This is a genomic window from Rhizobacter sp. P3_C12 (assembly GCF_056402735.1).
The window spans coordinates 1-2,576 of record NZ_JBFUGW010000497.1 but is presented as its reverse complement, the minus strand read 5'-3'; the positions used below and the strand labels follow the sequence as shown (position 1 = coordinate 2,576).

The 2,576-nt window shown below is 68.9% G+C and carries 3 protein-coding genes; all 3 read left to right on the top strand.

Translation table 11 applies throughout. From position 1 onward, the window contains the following. Positions 1-80: 80 nt before the first annotated feature. From tnpA to tnpC, 3 genes are read left to right on the top strand one after another with little or no spacing between them, the layout of a single operon-like run. Entirely contained in the window at positions 81-476 is a 396-nt protein-coding gene (gene tnpA / locus AC1DXV_RS33750) for an IS66-like element accessory protein TnpA (RefSeq protein ID WP_477867027.1), read from the top strand. After that, on the top strand, positions 473-808 hold the full coding sequence (gene tnpB, locus AC1DXV_RS33745; RefSeq protein WP_477867025.1) for an IS66 family insertion sequence element accessory protein TnpB: 336 nt from the start codon (positions 473-475) through the stop codon (positions 806-808). The genes tnpA and tnpB overlap by 4 nt, the downstream gene beginning before the upstream one ends. Positions 809-867: 59 nt before the next feature. Next, complete coding sequence (gene tnpC, locus AC1DXV_RS33740) at positions 868-2,535, top strand: IS66 family transposase (protein WP_477867023.1); 1,668 nt, start codon at positions 868-870, stop codon at positions 2,533-2,535. The last annotated feature ends 41 nt before the right edge of the window (positions 2,536-2,576 follow it).

The window sequence follows — 2,576 nt, the reverse complement described above, 5'->3', positions numbered from 1 at the left end:
GTGAGCGTCCAGTCTGACCATCTTGAGAATGCGATAGGCACATAGGAGCCTCGTACCCACCTCAACTTTGGTGGATACGTATGACCTTCCCCGTCCAACCCGCTGGCGCTCGGCGCCGGCGTCGGCTCCACAGCGACGAGTTCAAGGCCAATGCCGTGGCAGCCTGCATGCAGCCGGGGATGTCCATGGCAGCCGTGGCGATGGCGCATGGCATCAACGCCAACCTATTGCGCCGCTGGGTGCGCCAGGCAGAGATGACGACGTCGATCGACGTGCCCGCCAAGACTCTGCGCAGGGTGGAGCATCCAACGCTGGCGCCCGCGTTTGTGCCCGTGGCGCTGCCTGCGCCCGCTGCGCCGACACCGATAGCCGACATCCGCATCGAGCTGCAGCGCGGCCCGACCGCCGTCACGGTGACCTGGCCGGCCAGTGCGGCCAGCGAGTGCGCTGCCTGGATGCGCGAGCTGCTTCGATGATCCGCATCGACGCCATGTGGCTGTCGGCTGAACCCGTGGACATGCGCGCCGGGCCTGAGCGGCTGCTCGCCCGCGTCGTGCAGGTGTTCGGTGTCGCGCAGGCCCACCATGGCTACCTCTTTGCCAACGCGCGTGGCACGCGCATCAAGCTGCTCGTGCACGACGGCTTCGGCGTGTGGTGCGCGGCGCGGCGCCTGAACGCCGGCCGCTTCGTCTGGCCGGTCGCTGGCGTTGCGCCCTCCTTGGCGCTCACGGGTGCGCAGTTCGACGCCCTGGTGCTGGGGCTGCCCTGGCAGCGCCTGCCCGAGATGCAGTGCATCACCCGAGCATGACCGCCGCGCGCTGACAACGGCAGTTGTGCCGATGGCGCGAGGCCGTCGCGCCCGGCACGATGCCGGACATGCTCGGCGCTCGCGACCTCCAACCTCACGACCTGCAAGGTCTGACCCCGCAGGCAGCCGCGCTCATCGAGCAACTGCAGCAGCGGCTTGAACAACAGGGCCGCGAACTCGCCGAACGCGACGCGCAGCTGCTGCGCAAGGACCGCGAGATCGCGCTGCGCGAGGCCAGGATCGAGAAGATCCAGTTCGAGCTCGCGCGCCTGAAGCGCTGGACCTACGGCGCGAAGTCCGAGGCGATGAACGCTGACCAGCGGCGCTTGTTCGAAGAGACGCTGGCCGAGGACGAAGCCGCGCTGCGTGCGCAGCTCGATCGGCTGCGCCGTGAAGCCGCGGCGGCCGCGGCGGCGGCCGGCACCAAGCCCAAGGCGCCGCCGCGCAAGCCCCGTCGCAATGCACTGCCGGAGCATCTGCGCCGCGTGGAGCACCGCCATGAGCCCGACAGCACCGATTGCCAGGAGCACGGCTGCGGGCGCCCCATGACCCGCATCGGTGAAGACATCACCGAGCGGCTGGACATCGTGCCGGCCGAGTTCTTCGTGCATCGCCACATCTACGGCAAGTGGGCTTGCCGGCACTGCCAAGTGCTCAAGCAGGCACCGAGCGTGCCGGAGATCGTCGAGGGCGGCATCGCCGCCAGCGGGTTCCTCGCGCACACGGCGATCAGCCGCTTCGTGGATCACGTGCCGTACTACCGGCAGGAGACCATCAATGCCCGCTCAGGCGTGCATACCCCGCGCTCGACCTTGGCGGCCGGCTCGGGCCAGGTCGGCGCGGCGCTGGAGCCGCTGTACGACCTGCACAAGCACTTCGTCCTCGGTTGCCATGTCCTGCACGCCGACGAGACGCCGGTGGCCCTGCTGGACCCCGGGGCGGGCAAGACCCGCCGGGCCTACATGTGGGCCTACGCGCGAAGTTGGCACGACGCGGTGCCCGGCGTCGTCTACGACTTCTGTCGAGGGCGCGCAGCGCAGTACCCGGTGGCGTTCCTGAACGGCGACGAGCGACGCGGCGAGCGACGATGGGCCGGGACGCTGCTCACCGACCGCTACGGGGCGTACGACACCGTGGTGGACCCACAGCACTACCCGGGTCGCATCAGCGCCGCCTGCTCAGCGCATGCACGCCGGAACTTCGAGGAGTTGACGAAGGCCGGCACGAGTCCCATCGGACTGGACGCGCTGCGGCGGTTCGCGCGCATCTACGAAGTCGAGGGCGAGCTCAAGGGCCTCAGCGATGACGAACGACGAGCTCAGCGGCAGCGGCTGGCCAAGCCGCTATGGGACGAGCTCCACCAGTGGCTCAGCCTGGAGCGGCGCCTCGTCCCGGACGGCGGCACGACGGCCAAGGCGATCGACTACACGTTGGGGCACTGGGCGGCGCTGACGCGGCACCTGGAAGACGGTGCGGTGGCGATCGACAACAACCACCTGGAGCGGCAGATCAAGCCCTGGGCGATGGGACGCAAAGCATGGCAGTTCGTGGGTAGCGAGCTGGCGGGTCAGCGAGCGGCCATCATCATGAGCCTGGTGCAGTCAGCACGTCTGAACGGGCATGACCCCTGGGCCTACTTGCGTGACGTGTTGGAGCGGCTGCCGATGCTGCCCAATAGCCGACTCGAAGAGCTGTTGCCTCATCGGTGGACTCCGCCGCAGACTTGAGCAACTGACCGCCGTCAAGATGGGACGGCCAGACGCTCACG